The sequence below is a fragment of the Burkholderia sp. Ac-20379 genome (genome assembly GCF_017104645.1).
In the GTDB taxonomy this organism is placed as follows: domain Bacteria; phylum Pseudomonadota; class Gammaproteobacteria; order Burkholderiales; family Burkholderiaceae; genus Burkholderia.
The window spans coordinates 1-15589 of record NZ_JAAGPF010000068.1 but is presented as its reverse complement, the minus strand read 5'-3'; the positions used below and the strand labels follow the sequence as shown (position 1 = coordinate 15589).

Sequence of the window (15589 nt, the reverse complement as noted above, 5' to 3'; positions counted from 1 at the left end):
CGCTCGCGAAAAGTCTGACAGAAGCGTATTGTCGCCCCGGAATAAAAAAAGCACCCGGTAGGGTGCTTTTTCCTTACAGCATTTACGCCTGCTCTTGCTTGGCGGCGGTGCGATCCTTCAGCACCAGCTTTTCCTTGATTCGAGCCGACTTGCCCGAACGCTCGCGCAGGTAGTACAGCTTGGCACGACGGACATCGCCGCGACGCTTGACGACGATGCTCGCGAGCAGCGGCGAGTACGTTTGGAACGTACGCTCGACGCCTTCGCCCGACGAAATCTTGCGGACGATGAAGGCCGAGTTGAGGCCACGGTTGCGCTTCGCGATCACGACGCCTTCGTAAGCCTGAACGCGCTTGCGGTTACCTTCAACCACGTTCACGTTCACGATCACCGTATCGCCGGGGGCGAATTCGGGGATCGTCTTGCCTGCGAGCGCGCGCTCGATTTCTTCCTGCTCAAGTTTTGCGATCAGATTCATTGCTGACTCCCAAAGCCATCGTGTCGGAGTTGGTACCTGATCCGCTTCCGGATCCGGCCCCGATAGAGGATGGATTCACATCTGGCGCCGCGCACGCATGCACGACACCGCCTTTTTCCCGGACCACCACGGAAAGGCTTCAGTTCGAAGCTTCCCTCGCGGCCTTCGCGAGACTTGCGAGCCATGCCTCGTCGGCACGGCTCAACAACCGTTGCTTGCGTGCCCGCTCGATCAGATCGGGCCGCTTCTGCCAGGTATTGCGCAGCGCTTCCTGCCGCCGCCACTTCTCGATTTCCGCGTGATGGCCGCCAAGCAGCACATCGGGCACCCGCACGCCGTCGTATTCCTCGGGGCGCGTGTAATGCGGACAATCGAGCAAACCGTGCACGAAACTGTCCTGCACGGCCGATTGCGAATCGTTCAGCACGCCCGGCAGCAGGCGCACCACGGCATCCATCAGCGCCATCGCCGGCAGTTCGCCGCCCGACAGCACGAAATCGCCGAGGCTGATTTCTTCGTCGACGACACGATCGAGCAAACGCTGGTCGATCGCTTCGTAGCGGCCACACAGCAGCACGACGCCCGGCTCGGTCGCCATGCGCACCACGCGTTCGTGGGTGAGCGGCGCGCCTTGCGGCGACATCATCACCACGCGAGTGGACGCAATGCCCTGCTCGGCCTGCGCGGCCTTGGCCGCACCGATCGCTGCCTCGAGCGGCTTGGCAAGCATCACCATGCCCGGACCGCCGCCGTAGGGCCGATCGTCGACCGTGCGGTAGTTGTCCGTGGTGAAATCGCGCGGATTCCACGTGCGCAACCCGAAGCGCTCCTGCTTGACCGCCCGGCTGGTGATTCCCCAACCGGTCAGCGCATGGAACATCTCGGGAAAGAGCGTGACGACATCGAACTGCATCGCGCGCTCCTGTGCGTCGTTCATTTCAGTAATCGACTTCCCAGTCGACGACGATGCGCTTCGCCGCCTGGTCGACCGTTTTCACGTACACCCCGACGAACGGGATCAGGCGCTCGCCCGTGACGGGCTTGCCATCCTTGCTGCTGGCCGGGTAGTCGACGCGCATGATCGAATGCACGCCGTTGTCGATCATGTCGCCGACGCGGCCGAGTTCGACACCCGCTTCGTTGACGACATCGAGACCGATCAGGTCGACCCAGTAGAATTCGTCGTTGCCGAGCGCCGGGAAATCCTCACGGCGCAGGAACACACGGTAGCCACGCAACGCCAGGGCCTGATCGCGATCGGCCAGACCGGCCAAGTGCGCGACCACAGTATCGGCGTGCGTTTTCGACTGCGTGATGCTGACGGACAGACGTTCCGCCCCTTTCTCGAGCCACCAGAGGCGCGCCTTCAGCAGCGCATCGCCGCCTCGGCCCACGCCCGAATGGGGCACGATCTTGACCCAGCCCTTGAGGCCGTAGGCATCGACGATCGCGCCGACCTCGATCGCATCGTCGGGCCAGGCTTGCGCCGCACCGATGCCGACCGAGGCTTGACCCGGGTTACCGCTTGCTGCTGCCGGCTTTGCACCGCCCTTTTCAGGGGCGCGCCCAACCGGTTTGCGGACAAACACGCCAAACGCTGACGCTTCGCGTGTGCCGCCTTTGACATCGCCGGATGAATCGTGACCGGACATTCAGACCACCTCTCGGCCGCGATTACCGGAAAACCGTGCCATATCAGGCAGCCGGTTGTGCCTTTTGCGCTTCCTTCACGAGGCGAGCGACGGTCGGCGACAGTTGTGCGCCAACGCCTTGCCAGTACGTCAGACGATCCTGAGCGATACGCAGCGATTCGCCCTTCGTGGCGACCGGGTTGTAGAAGCCAACGCGCTCGATGAAGCGGCCGTCACGACGGTTGCGCGAATCGGTAGCGACGATGTTGTAGAACGGGCGCTTCTTCGAGCCACCGCGAGCCAGACGGATGATAACCATATGAAATCCTTCGGGAAAACCGGGTTCGGAACTGCTGAAACCCGCGATTATAGCGGGAAACCAAAGACATAACAAACACTTACGGCATAAAAAAGCGCGACACGGCCAAATGGCCGGTGGCCGCGGCGTTCCGCCGCCAAGCGCCTACACTGATTGAACCGTGCCGCCGCATCGCACTCGACCCGCCGACCGCCCATGCCCTCAGCCGCGTTCCGTGCTCTCTGCCACCCACTCGCCGCCGCTCGCCGTTGCGGGCGACGTCTCGCCATCGCCGGCCTGACCCTGTCGGCCGCCGGCCTCGCCGCACACACCAGCCTGGCCGCCGCACCGCCCGTCGACAAGCTGAGCGTGCCGCCCGGCTTCCATGTGGAGGTGCTGGCGGCCGACATCGCGAATGCTCGCGAGATGGCCTGGTCGCCGCGCGGCATTCTCTATGTCGGCTCGACAGAAGGCAGCGTACATGCGCTGACGCTGCGCGACGGCCGCGTGGTGGCGCGGCATGTGGTGGCGTCGGGGCTGGAGATGCCGGTGGGCGTGGCCTACCGAGACGGCGCGCTCTACATTTCCGCGATCTCGCGGATCCTGCGCCTCGACCGCATCGACGACCAGCTCGCCGCGCCGCCCAAGCCGGCACTGGTGACCGACAAGCTGCCGGCCGATCGGCAGCACGGCTGGAAATTCATCGCGTTCGGCCCCGACGGCAAGCTCTACGTGCCGGTCGGCGCGCCCTGCAACATCTGCGAGCCGGATCGCGACCGCTACGCGATGCTCGGCCGCATGAACCCCGACGGCAGCGATTACCAGGTGTTCGCACGCGGCATCCGCAATACGGTCGGGTTCGACTGGCATCCGTCGACGCACGCGCTGTGGTTCACCGACAACGGCCGCGACATGCTCGGCGACGACCGCCCCGACGACGAACTGAATCAGGCGCCGCGCGCAGGACTCGACTTCGGCTACCCGTATTGCCACGCCGGCGACATCGCCGATCCGCAGTACGGCCGCGGCCACCCGTGCAGCGGCTTCACGCCGCCTGCGTCCAAGCTTGGCGCGCACGTGGCCGCGCTCGGCATGCGCTTCTACACGGGCACGATGTTTCCGGCCGACTACCGCAACGCGATCTTCATCGCCGAGCACGGCTCGTGGAATCGCAGCAGCAAGGTCGGCTACCGCGTGGTGCGCGTGAATATCGGACCGGACGGGCGCACGACCGGCCAGCAAGTGTTCGCGCAGGGCTGGCTGCAGGCCGGCGACGAGGTGTGGGGCCGCCCGGCCGATGTGCTGCCGCTGCCCGACGGCTCGCTGCTCGTGAGCGACGACTACGCCGGCGCCATCTACCGGATCACTTATACCGGGCACCCGGGCGCGCCCGACAATCGGCCGGGCGCCGCGCCGTAGAATGCGCCATCGGCGCAATGGTTGCGCCGCCCGTTCCGCGCCGCCTTCCCTACCGGTTCGTCATGCTCAGCCAACCGCCGCGTTTCCGCTCGAAAACCGTCACCGCCGCGCTCGCCTTTCTGTTCGGCTCGCTCGGCGCACATCGCTTCTATCTGTATGGCCGGCGCGACCCGGCCGGCTGGGCGCATCTGGCCGGCACGCTGCTCGGCGTGCCCGGCCTGCTGCTGCTCCAGCACACCGAACGCGCCTCGCTGCTCGGCTGGGCGCTCGCCGCGCCGGGCGCGATCTCGTTGCTTGCCGCGTTTCTGGCAGCGATCGTCTACGGGCTGCGCGCCGACGACAAGTGGGACGCGCAATTCAATGCGTCGAGCGAGCAGCACAGCCAGTCGGGCTGGACGGTGATCTTCATCGTGATCTTTTCGCTGCTGATCGGCGCGTTCCTGCTGATGACCTCGCTTGCGCTGTCGTTCCAGACCTACTTCGAATCGCAGGTGCAGGCTGCCAAGGAACTGTCGCAATAAGCGCCGGCTAGAACAGGCTCAGTTGCGGCGTGACGGCGGCCGCGGCGCGCGCCCTGGCCGGCTGCGGCGCGCAGAACTGCGAGAAGTCGAGAATGCCGCGCCTGCGCTCGTTCAAACCGAGACGCTTGGCCGCCTGACGGAAGCGCTGCTTCATCAGGTCGGCCCACAGGCCCTCGCCCTTCATCCGGCTCGCGAAATCCGATTCGTAATCCTTGCCGCCGCGCATGTCGCGCACGCGCGCCATCACGCGCTCGGCGCGATCGGGAAAGTGCGCGGCGAGCCATTCGCGAAACAGCGGCGCGACTTCCCACGGCAGGCGCAGCACGATATAGCTCGCATGCGTCGCGCCGGCCTCGGCGCACGCTTCGAGCACGCGCTCCAGATCGGGCTCGGTGACGAACGGAATGACCGGCGCGATGCTGACGCCCACCGGCACGCCCGCATCGCGCAACGCGCGGATCGTGCGCAGCCGCCGCGACGGCGTGGCCGCGCGCGGTTCGAGCGCGCGGGCCAGATCGGCGTCGAGCGTGGTGATCGTGACGGCCGCCATGACCTGGCCGCGCTCGGCCATCGGCGCGAGCAAGTCGAGATCGCGCTCGATCAGCGAATTCTTGGTGATCGCCGCGAACGGCTGCCCGTGATCGTGCATGACCTGAATCACGTCGCGCGTGATGCGCCGCTCGCGCTCGCACGGCTGGTAGGCATCGGTATTGACGCCGAGCGCGATCGGCTCGGGCACGTAGCCGCGCTTGCCGAGCTCGCGCTCGAGCAGCTCGGCCGCGTTGACCTTGGCGTAGATCCGGCTTTCGAAATCGAGCCCCGGCGACAAACCCAGATAGCTGTGCGTGGGCCGTGCGAAACAGTAGATGCAGCCGTGCTCGCAACCGCGATACGGGTTCAGCGACACGTTGAACGGAATATCGGGCGACGCGTTGCGCGTGAGAATGCTCTTGGCGCGCTCGTCGAACACCTGCGTGCGCAGCGCCGGACGGGCTTCGTCTGCCTCGCCGGCCCAGCCGTCGTCGACCGTCTCGCGCTGGTCGCGCTCGTAGCGGCCCTGCAGGTTGCCCACCGCGCCACGCCCCTTGCGCGGCGCGGGCGGCGCCACCGGGTATTCGACATCGGATCGATCGCTCATCACGCCCCTTCGTCACGAACGGCGCAGGCGAAAATTCGCCGCGCCAAATACTGTTTATTTATACAGTATTTGGCGCGGCGCGCCAAGCTGGCGAGTGGATCAGTCCTCGACCGAGATGGTCAACGTCTCCTTGATCTCCTCCATCACCACATAGCTCTTGGACTGCACGGCGCCAGGCAGTTGCAACAGGATGTCGCCGAGCAGCTTCCGGTAATCTGCCATTTCGCCGATACGGGCCTTGATCAGGTAGTCGAAATCGCCGGAAACCAGGTGGCATTCGAGCACCTCGTCGATCTTCATGACCTCGCGGCGGAACTGCTCGAACATGTTGCCGCTCTTGTGGTCGAGCGTGATCTCGACGAACACCAGCAGCGCCGCGCCCAACAAGGCCGGATCGACGCGAGCGTGATAGCCGGTGATCACGCCGTCGCGTTCCATGCGCCGCACGCGCTCGATGCACGGCGTGACGGTCAGGCCAACCTGCTCGGCGAGGTCCTTCATGGCCATGCGGCCGTCCGCCTGGAGCAGTTTCAGGATGCGGCGATCGAGCTTGTCGAGGGCGCGGACTGGTTGACGTTGGGTTCTCATCCGGTTTTTTCTAAAAATCGAAAAAATACAATAACAAAAACTGGAACGCGGACAATACCATAGCGGAAAAAACTAGGTCGTAACGTGAAGGCAGCGATGCAGGTGCATCCCCGAGGCGTTCCGGCTTTTTTCCCTCTGGAGCAGCTATGCGTGTCGTGATTCTCGGAAGCGGTGTGGTGGGCGTGACGAGCGCCTATTATCTGGCGCGCGCCGGCCATGAAGTGACGGTGATCGATCGCGAGGCCGGCCCGGCGCTCGAGACGAGCTTCGCCAATGCCGGCCAGATCTCGCCCGGCTATGCTGCGCCCTGGGCCGCACCCGGCGTGCCGCTGAAGGCCGTCAAATGGATGTTCGAGAAGCACGCGCCGCTCGCGATCCGCCTCGACGGCTCGCGCTTCCAGTTGCAATGGATGTGGCAGATGCTGCGCAACTGCACGGCCGAGCGCTATGCGGTGAACAAGGGCCGCATGGTGCGCCTCGCCGAGTACAGCCGCGATTGTTTCCAGGCGCTGCGCGCCGACACCGGCATCCAGTACGAAGGGCGCACCGGCGGCACGCTGCAACTGTTCCGCACGCAGGCGCAATTCGACGGCGCGGCGAAGGACATCGCCGTGCTGCGCGACGCCAACGTGCCGTTCGAGCTGCTGACGGCCGATCAACTGAAGAACGCCGAGCCGGCGCTGGGCGCCGTGTCGCACAAGCTGACGGGCGGCCTGCGCCTGCCGGGCGACGAAACCGGCGACTGCCAGTTGTTCACCACGCGCCTCGCCGCGATGGCCGAGGAACTGGGCGTGCAATTCCGCTACAACACGTCGATCGACGCGCTCGCCGTGGCCGGCGGCCGGATCGCGGGCGTGCAGTGCGGCAGCGAACTGGTGCGCGCCGACGCCTATGTGGTGGCGCTCGGTTCGTATTCGACGCAGTTCCTGTCGAACCTCGTCAAGATCCCGGTCTATCCGCTCAAGGGCTATTCGATCACGGCGCCGATCGTCAACGCCGAGTCGGCTCCCGTGTCGACCGTGCTCGACGAAACCTACAAGATCGCGATCACGCGTTTCGATTCGCGGATCCGCGTGGGCGGCATGGCCGAGATCGCCGGGTTCGACAAGCGCCTGAACCAGGCGCGCCGCGAAACGCTCGAAATGTGCGTGAACGATCTGTTCCCGGGCGGCGGCGACACCGCGAAGGCCACGTTCTGGACGGGCCTGCGCCCGATGACGCCGGACGGCACGCCGATCGTCGGCCGCACGCCGATGCCGAACCTGTTCCTGAACACCGGCCACGGCACGCTCGGCTGGACGATGTCGTGCGGTTCGGGCCAACTGCTCGCCGATCTGATGTCGGGCAAGAAGCCGGCGATCCAGGCCGACGATCTGTCCGTGCATCGCTATCTGAGCGAAGCCGGCGGCAGCACGCGTCCGGCCTACGCCTGACCGGCGGCAGCGGCACCCATGAAGAAAGGGCACCCGAGGGTGCCCTTTTTCACGACCGCGGCAAATGCGCCGCCCGGTTCAGAACTGGTCTTCGGTCAACATCAGCACGCTGTCCTTGCCCGTCGCGCCGACGATCGATTCGGCGATGCCGTTCGCCTGCACGAGCACATGCTGCGCGTAGAACTGCGCGATCGCGATCTTCGCGTCGTGGAACGCCGTATCGTCGGTGCGGTTGCGTTGCGCGGCGAGCAGCGCACGCGCCATCTGCCAGCCGCACAGCACGATGCCGGCCAGCTTCAGGTACGGCACGCTGCCGAGAAACACGGCGTTCGGATCGCCCTTCGTTTGCGCGACCACGTAATCGACCACCGCACTCAATGCCGTCGCACCGCCGGCCAGATGCTTGCGCATCGCGGCGAACGCCGGCGTGTCCTCGGCGCCGAGCGCCTCGACGGTTTCGCCGATCCCGGCCAGCAGCGCCTTCGCCACCGCGCCGCCGTCGCGCACGGTCTTGCGGCCGACCAGATCGTTGGCCTGGATCGCCGTGGTGCCTTCGTAGATCGCGAGAATGCGCGCGTCGCGGTAATACTGCGCAGCGCCCGTTTCCTCGATGAAGCCCATGCCGCCGTGCACCTGCACGCCGAGGCTCGCCACCTCGTTGACCATCTCCGTGCTCCAACCCTTGACGATCGGCACCAGGTATTCGTAGATCGCCTGGTGACGGGCGCGCTCGGCCGCATCGGCATGCGCGTGCGCCTGATCGCTGTGCGCGGCGGCCACGTAGGCCAGCGCGCGCGCGCCTTCGGTCAGCGCGCGCATCGTGCCGAGCATGCGGCGCACGTCGGGGTGATGGATGATCGTGACGGATTGTTTGGCGGAACCGTCGACGGGGCGGCTCTGCACGCGCTCCTTCGCGAACGCGGCAGCCTTCTGATAGGCGCGATCGGCCACGCCGATGCCCTGCATGCCCACGCCGAAACGGGCGGCGTTCATCATGATGAACATGTATTCGAGGCCGCGATTCTCCTCGCCGATCAGATAGCCGATCGCGCCGCCGTGATCGCCGTATTGCAGCACGGCGGTGGGGCTCGCCTTGATGCCGAGCTTGTGCTCGATCGACACGCAATGCACGTCGTTGCGCTCGCCGAGGCTGCCGTCCTCGTTGACGAGGAACTTCGGCACGATGAACAGCGAAATGCCCTTCACGCCGTCGGGCGCGTTCGGGATGCGGGCCAGCACGAGGTGGACGATGTTGTCCGCCATGTCGTGCTCGCCCCAGGTGATGAAGATCTTGGTGCCGAACACCTTGAAGCTACCGTCGCCCTGCGGCTCGGCGCGCGAGCGCACCAGCGCGAGATCGGAACCGGCCTGCGGCTCGGTCAGGTTCATCGTGCCGGTCCACTCGCCGGAGATCAGCTTCGGCACGTAGCGCGATTTCTGCTCGTCGCTGCCGGCCGTCAGCAGCGCCTCGATGGCGCCGTCGGTCAGCAGCGGACACAGCGCGAACGACAGATTCGAGGCATTGAGCATCTCGATGCACGGCGTGGCGATCAGCTTCGGCAAGCCCTGGCCGTCGTACTCGACCGGATGCTGCAGCCCCTGCCAGCCGCCCGCGACGAACTGGCGGAACGCGTCGCCGAAACCGGCCGTCGCCGTCACCGCGCCCTGGCTCCACGAGCTGGGCTGCCGGTCGCCTTCGACGTTCAGCGGCGCGAGCACCTCGCCGCAGAACTTCGCCGACTCGTCGAGCACGGCCTGCGCGGTGTCGAAGCCGGCGTCCTCGAAGCCGGGCAGCTTCGCGACGTCGTCGATGCCGGCCAGCTCCTTCATCACGAACAGCATGTCCTTGACGGGCGCGATGTAGCTCATGGTGCTCCTCTCCTCTGTCTGCTTATGGTCAAAAAAAGGGGCGCTCGCTGCGCCCCTTTGTCGTGCTTATCGGCGCGTCGTCAACCGATGCGCTTGGCGGCCGGCGCTCAGCCGAGTGCCGTCACGAGCTCCGGCACGACCGTGAACAGATCGCCCACGATGCCGTAATCGGCCACGCTGAAAATCGGCGCTTCCTCGTCCTTGTTGATCGCGACGATCACCTTCGAATCCTTCATCCCGGCCAGATGCTGGATCGCACCCGAAATCCCCACCGCGATGTACAGCTGCGGCGCGACGATCTTGCCCGTCTGCCCAACCTGGAAATCGTTCGGCACGTAGCCCGCATCCACCGCCGCGCGCGAGGCGCCCAGCGCCGCACCGAGCTTGTCGGCCAGCGGCTCCAGCGTCGCCGTGTAGTTCTCGCCGCTGCCCAGGCCCCGGCCGCCCGACACAATGATCTTCGCGCTCGTCAGCTCCGGACGATCCAGCTTCGTCACTTCGCGATTCACGAACTGCGACTTGCCCGAATCGGCCGCCGCCTCGATCTTCTCGACCGCCGCGCTGCCGCCTTCGGCCGCCACCGGGTCGAAGCCGGTCGCGCGCACCGTGATCACCTTGATCGGATCGCTCGATTGCACCGTTGCGATCGCGTTGCCCGCGTAGATCGGGCGCTCGAACGTGTCGGCGCTATCGACGGCCGTGATGTCCGAAATTTGCGCGACGTCGAGCTTCGCTGCGATGCGCGGCGCGACGTTCTTGCCGTACGCGGTGGCCGGCGCGAGGATATGCGAGTAGTCCTTCGCAATGTTCAGCACCGTCGCTTCGACGTTTTCGGCCAGGCCTTCGGCCAGATGCGGCGCGTCGGCCAGCAGCACCTTCGCCACGCCGGCGATCTTCGCCGCGGCATCGGCGGCGGCCTGCGCGTTGCCGCCGGCCACCAGCACGTGAATGTCGCCGCCGATCTTCTGGGCGGCGGCCACCGTGTTCAGCGTCGCGGCCTTGATCGAGGCATTGTCGTGTTCGGCAATGATCAGAATCGTCATCTTTGTCTCCCCTTACAGCACTTTCGCTTCGGTCTTCAGCTTCTCGACCAGCGTCTTCACGTCGGCCACCTTCACACCCGCCGCGCGCTTGGGCGGCTCGGCCACCTTCAGCGTCTTCAGGCGCGGCGCGACGTCCACGCCGAGGTCTTCCGGCTTGACGTTTTCCAGGGGCTTCTTCTTCGCCTTCATGATGTTCGGCAGCGTCACGTAGCGCGGCTCGTTCAGGCGAAGATCGGTGGTGACCACGGCCGGCAGCGTGAGCGACAGCGTTTCCGAACCGCCGTCCACTTCGCGTGCGACGGTCGCGCGGCCGTCGGCGATCGTCACCTTCGAGGCGAACGTCGCTTGCGGCAGGCCGGCCAGCGCGGCCAGCATCTGGCCCGTCTGGTTCGAATCGTCGTCGATCGCCTGCTTGCCGAGGATCACCAGTTGCGGCTGCTCCTTGTCGACCAGCGCCTTGAGGATCTTCGCCACGGCCAGCGGCTCCACGCCTGCATCGGCCGTGCCCGCTTCCACCAGGATCGCGCGGTCGGCCCCGATCGCCAGCGCCGTGCGCAGCGTTTCCTGCGCCTGCGCCACACCGATCGACACGGCGATCACTTCGGTCGCCACGCCCGCTTCCTTCAGGCGCACCGCCTCTTCCACGGCAATCTCATCGAACGGGTTCATCGACATCTTCACGTTCGCGATATCGACGCCCGTTCCGTCCGACTTCACGCGCACCTTCACGTTGTAGTCGACCACTCTTTTTACCGGCACCAGGATTTTCATGCACACGCTCCAAAGTTACGAATACGACCGACGGCCATTTTATAGCGTCGCCACCATCAGGGCGGCAAGCGGAGCCATCTGGCCCCTCGACCGACGAGGATAACGTCATTCGGCGACACGCCGGCAATAGCGAACGATCGTTCTATTTTAGGGGAGAAAAATCCCTCAAGCCAAGCGCGGGTTCTGGACCCCCGCCTCTAATCGGCGGCACGCGCGATGCTGCGCCACCGATACGACATGGAAAACGGCCGGCAAACGCCGGCCCGAATTCGACATTCGCGCTGCCGCGGCGCGCTTCAACGGTGGCTCAGGCGGCGCACCAGCCAGTCGCCGAACGACTGCACGATCTGCACGAACACGATCAGGATCGCCACGACCGTCCACATCACGTCCGGTTCGTAGCGCTGATAGCCGTAGCGAATGCCAAGGTCGCCCAGGCCGCCGCCGCCGATCGCGCCGGCCATCGCCGAATAGCCGACCAGCGACACGAACGTAATGGTCAGGCCCGCGACGATGCCGGGCCATGCCTCGGGCAGCAGCACCTTGAACACGATCTGGCGCGTGGTGGCGCCCATCGCGAGCGCCGCTTCGATCAGGCCCCGATCGACTTCGCGCAGCGCCGTCTCGACCAGCCGCGCGATGAACGGCGCGGACGCCAGCGTCAGCGGCACCACGGCCGCGGCCGTGCCGATCGACGAACCGACGATCAGCCGCGTGAACGGAATCACCGCGACCAGCAGGATGATGAACGGCGTCGAGCGCACCGCATTGACGAGCCCGCCAAGCAGGCGGTTGACGGCGAGGTTCTGCAGCACGCCCTGGCGATCGGTCAGGTACAGCAGCACGCCGAGCGGCAGCCCGACCAGCGCGCCGACCACGCCGGAGATGCCGACCATGATCAGCGTCTCCCAGAACGACTGCACGAACATATCCAGCATTTCACTCAACATGCGACAACTCCTCGACCACCACGCCCTGCTCGCGCAAATACGCGAGCGCTTCGCCGACCTTGCCCGGTTCGCCGCCCGCGAGCACCGCGAGCGAGCCGAACGGCTGGCCCTGGATCTCGTCGATCTGGCCGTGCAGGATGTTGAAATCCAGTTCGTAACGGCGGATCGTCTCCGACAGGATCGGCTGGTCGACGCCGTTGCCGGCAAACGCCAGACGCAGCAGATGGCTGCGGCCGCCCTTGAGCTTCTCGGCGACGCGCGCCTTCAGCGCCGGCGGCAGTTCCTGCGCGATCACGTCGCCGATCAGCGCGCGCGTGACTTCGTGATGCGGTTGCATGAACACGTCGATGACGGGGCCGGTTTCCACCACGCGGCCGGCGTCGAGCACGGCCACGCGGTCGCACACCTGCTTGATCACTTCCATCTGGTGCGTGATCAGCACGATCGTCAGGCCGAGTTCGCGGTTGATCTTGCGCAGCAGGTCGAGAATCGCGCGCGTGGTTTCGGGGTCGAGCGCCGAGGTGGCTTCGTCCGACAGCAGCACCTTCGGCTTGCTGGCCAGCGCGCGGGCGATGCCGACGCGCTGTTTCTGGCCGCCGCTGATCTGCGACGGGTAGCGATCCTTCTGCGCCGTCAGCCCGACCAGGTCGAGCAGCGGCAGCACGGTCGCGTCGATCTCGGCGCGCTTCGCGCCGGCCAGCTCCAGCGGCAGCGCGACGTTCTGATAGACGGTGCGCGACGACAGCAGGTTGAAGTGCTGGAAGATCATGCCGATGTCGCGCCGCGCGCCGCGCAGATCGTCGGCGGACAGCCGCGTCAGGTCGCGGCCGTCGACCACCACCTCGCCCTCGGTCGGGCGCGTCAGCAGGTTGATGGTGCGCACCAGCGTGCTTTTGCCGGCGCCGCTGCGGCCGATGATGCCGAACACCTCGCCGCGGGGAATCGTCAGATTGACGTTGCGCAGCGCTTCGGTCCAGCCTTGCGGCCCGGCGAATCGCTGCGAGAGATTACGAATTTCGATCATGTAAACAAAACGGCGGAAGCTGCGAGGCCGATCGTGTCGGGCGTCGCCGGCTGCCGCCGCCATATCCGGGAATAGCCGCGCATTTTAACGCAAGCACCTCATTTCCCTTAATAATCGATTCCGCTTCTTTCATAACCTGCGGAAATTAGAGGAGTGCATCCGCGCGACGCGGCGACGGCGCGACTATGATCGTCCGCACTTCCATCCGCCCTTTCGGAGACACGCGCGATGAACGCCACGCTTCCCCCGCCGGGGCATGAAGGGCTCGCAGAAGATGAAGCGGCGGTGCGCGCCGCGCGCGTGCACACCGCCGACGGCGTCGAGCTGGCCGCCTGGCGCTGGCCGGCCGGCGACGCACCGCGCGCGACGGTCGCGCTGATCCACGGGCTGGGCGAGCACGCGCGCCGCTACGACGCGCTGGCCGGCAAGCTGAACGCGGCCGGCATCGAACTCGTGGCCATCGACCTTCGCGGCCACGGCCGCTCGCCCGGCCCGCGCGCCTGGGTCGAACGGTTCGACCGCTATCTCGACGATGCCGACGCGCTCGTCGATTTCGCAACGCGCGGCGCCCGCAGCGATGCGCCGCTGTTCCTGATGGGCCACAGCATGGGCGGCGCGATCGCCGCGCTCTACGCGATCGAGCGCGCGAACGCCCGGGGCCGCCGCTTCTCCGGATTGATCCTGTCGAGCCCGGCGCTGGCGCCCGGCCGCGACGTGCCGCGCTGGATGCTGGCCGCGAGCCGCTTCATCAGCCGCGTCTGGCCGCGCTTTCCGGCATTGAAGATCGACGCCGCGCTGCTCTCGCGCGACCCGGCCGTGGTGGCCGCCAATCGCGCCGATCCGCTCGTGCATCACGGCGCGGTGCCGGCCCGCACCGGCGCGGAAATCCTGGAAGCGATGACGCGGATCGCGCGCGGCCGCGGGGCCCTGACGTTGCCCACGCTCGTCTATCACGGCACGGCCGACAAGCTGACGGAGCCCGAAGGCAGCCGCGAATTCGGCGCGCAGGCCGGCCCCGCCGACAAGACGCTGACGCTCTACGAAGGCAACTATCACGAGACGATGAACGACCTCGAACGCGAGCGCGTGATCGGCGCGCTGATCGGCTGGATCGTGGCGAGAAGCTGAGGCGCGGCGGTCAGCCGCCGCGCTCAGATCCCGGCCAGCGTGCGCAGATGCGCGACCACGCTGCGCCCGAGCGCCGACAGGTTGTAGCCCCCCTCGAGGCAACTGACGATGCGGCCCTGCGCATGTCGCCGCGCCACCTCGCAGATCTGCGCGGTCAGCCATTCGTAGTCGGCCTCGACCAGCCCCATGCGGCCGAGGTCGTCCTCGCGATGCGCGTCGAAGCCGGCCGACACGAACAGCATCTGCGGCCGGAACGCGTCGAGCCGCGGCATCCACAGCAGATCCACCGTTTCGCGGATCGTCATGCCGTTGGTGCGCGCCGGCACCGGCACGTTGACCATGTTCGCGGCCGGGTGCTCGGTGCCCGAGAACGGGAACAGCGGATGCTGGAAGAAGCTGCACATCAGCACGCGCGCGTCGTTCGCGAACGCCGCCTCGGTGCCGTTGCCGTGATGCACGTCGAAATCGATCACGGCGACGCGTTCGAGCCCGTGCACCTCGAGCGCATGGCGCGCCGCGATCGCCACGTTGTTGAAGAAGCAGAAGCCCATCGCGCGCGCCGGTTCGGCGTGATGGCCGGGCGGCCGCACGCTGCAGAACGCGTTGTCGTAGCGTCCGCCGATCACCGCATCGGTGGCCGCGATCGCCGCGCCGGCCGCGCGCAACGCAGCGCGCCAGGTATGCGGGTTCATCGAGGTGTCGGGGTCGAGCGCGAAGTAGCCGGCTTCGGGTGCGCTGGTGCGGAGGTATTCGATGTGCGCGCGCGTGTGGACGCGCGCCAGATCCGCTTCGGCCGCGAGCGGCGCGCTCTCGTGCTCGATCAGGTCGTCGATCCGGCTGGCGATCAGTTGATCCTGGATCGCCGACAGCCGCGACGGGCATTCCGGATGCCATTCGCCCATCTCGTGCAGCAGGCAATCGGGATGCGTATAAAAAGCGGTGGCCATTGACGTGTGTCGCGGCATGGGCTAAACCGGTGCCGCGAGTCTCCTTCGATGATGACGACGCGTCGTCGCGCGTGGATTCGCCGCTAACTTACCACACTGGCCCCTGCCTCAAACCGATGCACCAAAAGCGTCAGTTATACTGGCCCGAACTCAATCGCGCCGCCCTTCCTCCGGTACCCATGACTCTCCGATCGTCCGCCGTCTCCCCTTCGCTCCGTTCGCCCTCCCGCTTCCCGCTCAAGAGCCTGGTGCTCGCTGCAGCCGTTGCGACGCTGGCCGCATGCGCGCAGACGCCGGCCGGCCCGCAGGCCGCGCAGCCGCCCGGCGCGATCGCCACCGCACCGGCGAGCG

The 15589-nt window shown here is 66.6% G+C and carries 16 protein-coding genes; 4 read left to right on the top strand and 12 right to left on the bottom strand.

The genetic code is table 11. The annotated features are described in order from the left end of the window. Positions 1–82: 82 nt before the first annotated feature. From rplS to rpsP, 4 genes are all read right to left on the bottom strand, one after another. Positions 83–478, bottom strand: coding sequence for a 50S ribosomal protein L19 (gene rplS, locus G3N92_RS12035; protein ID WP_206127696.1), 396 nt, complete (start codon positions 476–478; stop codon positions 83–85). A 139-nt stretch (positions 479–617) separates the two neighbouring features. After that, positions 618–1415 carry a tRNA (guanosine(37)-N1)-methyltransferase TrmD gene (trmD, locus tag G3N92_RS12030; protein WP_206127695.1) on the bottom strand — a complete coding sequence of 266 codons (798 nt, stop codon included), beginning with the start codon at positions 1413–1415 and terminating at the stop codon, positions 618–620. Between the two features lies 1 nt (position 1416). Beyond that, a complete protein-coding gene (rimM, locus tag G3N92_RS12025; protein ID WP_206127694.1) occupies positions 1417–2130 on the bottom strand; it encodes a ribosome maturation factor RimM in 714 nt (237 codons plus the stop codon). A 43-nt stretch (positions 2131–2173) separates the two neighbouring features. Beyond that, positions 2174–2428 (bottom strand): 30S ribosomal protein S16, encoded by a 255-nt coding sequence (gene rpsP, locus G3N92_RS12020; protein WP_012734974.1) that lies wholly within the window; start codon positions 2426–2428, stop codon positions 2174–2176. Between the two features lie 195 nt (positions 2429–2623). On the opposite strand from rpsP, the gene G3N92_RS12015 reads away from it, so the two are divergent. Together G3N92_RS12015 and G3N92_RS12010 are read left to right on the top strand one after the other, a co-directional pair. Beyond that, entirely contained in the window at positions 2624–3826 is a 1203-nt protein-coding gene (locus G3N92_RS12015) for a PQQ-dependent sugar dehydrogenase (RefSeq protein WP_206127693.1), read from the top strand. 62 nt (positions 3827–3888) lie between these two features. Beyond that, entirely contained in the window at positions 3889–4347 is a 459-nt protein-coding gene (locus G3N92_RS12010) for a TM2 domain-containing protein (protein ID WP_206127692.1), read from the top strand. Between the two features lie 7 nt (positions 4348–4354). On the opposite strand, the gene G3N92_RS12005 is transcribed toward G3N92_RS12010, so the two are convergent. Then, the gene (locus G3N92_RS12005; protein ID WP_206127691.1) at positions 4355–5485 is read right to left on the bottom strand and encodes a PA0069 family radical SAM protein; all 1131 of its coding nucleotides are present in this window, start codon (positions 5483–5485) and stop codon (positions 4355–4357) included. 99 nt (positions 5486–5584) lie between these two features. Continuing rightward, positions 5585–6073: an Lrp/AsnC ligand binding domain-containing protein gene (locus G3N92_RS12000; protein WP_206127690.1), complete on the bottom strand. Its 489-nt coding sequence runs from the start codon at positions 6071–6073 to the stop codon at positions 5585–5587. A 146-nt stretch (positions 6074–6219) separates the two neighbouring features. Here G3N92_RS12000 and G3N92_RS11995 point away from each other — a divergent pair, with 146 nt between their 5' ends. Then, on the top strand, positions 6220–7506 hold the full coding sequence (locus G3N92_RS11995; RefSeq protein WP_206127689.1) for a D-amino acid dehydrogenase: 1287 nt from the start codon (positions 6220–6222) through the stop codon (positions 7504–7506). Positions 7507–7584: 78 nt separating this feature from the next. On the opposite strand, the gene G3N92_RS11990 is transcribed toward G3N92_RS11995, so the two are convergent. The 5 genes from G3N92_RS11990 to G3N92_RS11970 all read right to left on the bottom strand — a co-directional run bounded on the left by G3N92_RS11990 (position 7585) and on the right by G3N92_RS11970 (position 13163). Continuing rightward, positions 7585–9375, bottom strand: a complete 1791-nt coding sequence (locus tag G3N92_RS11990) for an acyl-CoA dehydrogenase (RefSeq protein ID WP_206127688.1) — start codon at positions 9373–9375, stop codon at positions 7585–7587. A 107-nt stretch (positions 9376–9482) separates the two neighbouring features. Beyond that, positions 9483–10418: an FAD-binding protein gene (locus G3N92_RS11985; protein WP_206127687.1), complete on the bottom strand. Its 936-nt coding sequence runs from the start codon at positions 10416–10418 to the stop codon at positions 9483–9485. 12 nt (positions 10419–10430) lie between these two features. After that, on the bottom strand, positions 10431–11189 hold the full coding sequence (locus G3N92_RS11980) for an electron transfer flavoprotein subunit beta/FixA family protein (protein WP_206127686.1): 759 nt from the start codon (positions 11187–11189) through the stop codon (positions 10431–10433). Positions 11190–11485: 296 nt separating this feature from the next. Continuing rightward, the gene (locus G3N92_RS11975) at positions 11486–12139 is read right to left on the bottom strand and encodes a methionine ABC transporter permease (protein WP_206127685.1); all 654 of its coding nucleotides are present in this window, start codon (positions 12137–12139) and stop codon (positions 11486–11488) included. Beyond that, complete coding sequence (locus G3N92_RS11970) at positions 12129–13163, bottom strand: methionine ABC transporter ATP-binding protein (protein ID WP_206127684.1); 1035 nt, start codon at positions 13161–13163, stop codon at positions 12129–12131. Before G3N92_RS11970 ends, G3N92_RS11975 begins: the two co-directional genes overlap by 11 nt. Positions 13164–13391: 228 nt before the next feature. Here G3N92_RS11970 and G3N92_RS11965 point away from each other — a divergent pair, with 228 nt between their 5' ends. Beyond that, complete coding sequence (locus tag G3N92_RS11965) at positions 13392–14291, top strand: alpha/beta hydrolase (protein WP_206127683.1); 900 nt, start codon at positions 13392–13394, stop codon at positions 14289–14291. A 23-nt stretch (positions 14292–14314) separates the two neighbouring features. Here the strand turns inward: G3N92_RS11965 and G3N92_RS11960 are convergent, their stop codons facing one another. Beyond that, on the bottom strand, positions 14315–15238 hold the full coding sequence (locus G3N92_RS11960) for a histone deacetylase family protein (RefSeq protein ID WP_206127682.1): 924 nt from the start codon (positions 15236–15238) through the stop codon (positions 14315–14317). Between the last annotated feature and the right edge of the window lie 351 nt (positions 15239–15589).